This window comes from Myxococcus eversor (assembly GCF_010894455.1).
GTDB classification, from domain to species: Bacteria; Myxococcota; Myxococcia; order Myxococcales; family Myxococcaceae; genus Myxococcus; species Myxococcus eversor.
The window spans coordinates 1-254 of record NZ_JAAIXY010000122.1 but is presented as its reverse complement, the minus strand read 5'-3'; the positions used below and the strand labels follow the sequence as shown (position 1 = coordinate 254).

Sequence of the window (254 nt, the reverse complement as noted above, 5' to 3'; positions counted from 1 at the left end):
TGCTCGACACCGACTCCGCCAATCAGTAGGCCGCTCCCATCTCCGAGCGCGCTCGCTCACGCTCGCGCTCGGTGATGCCCATCAACCAGGCGGATTGCTCGTCCATCAACCAGCTCGCCTCGCAACACCACTGCTCCGGTTGGATGAGGCGCCGCCCGCGCGGGTCCACCAGGTGGTGGAGTTGCCGCGCGTGGTACCCGAGGTGAAGCAGTACGAGCTTCACGCGGGCTGGTGTGCCGGCTGCAACGCCTGGC

The 254-nt window shown here is 67.7% G+C and carries 1 protein-coding gene; it reads right to left on the bottom strand.

Annotated features, from left to right (window positions below; all coding sequences use genetic code 11):
- Positions 1 to 22 precede the first annotated feature (22 nt).
- The coding region (locus G4D83_RS45410; RefSeq protein ID WP_205522876.1) for a hypothetical protein at positions 23 to 254 on the bottom strand (232 nt) is incomplete at its 5' end.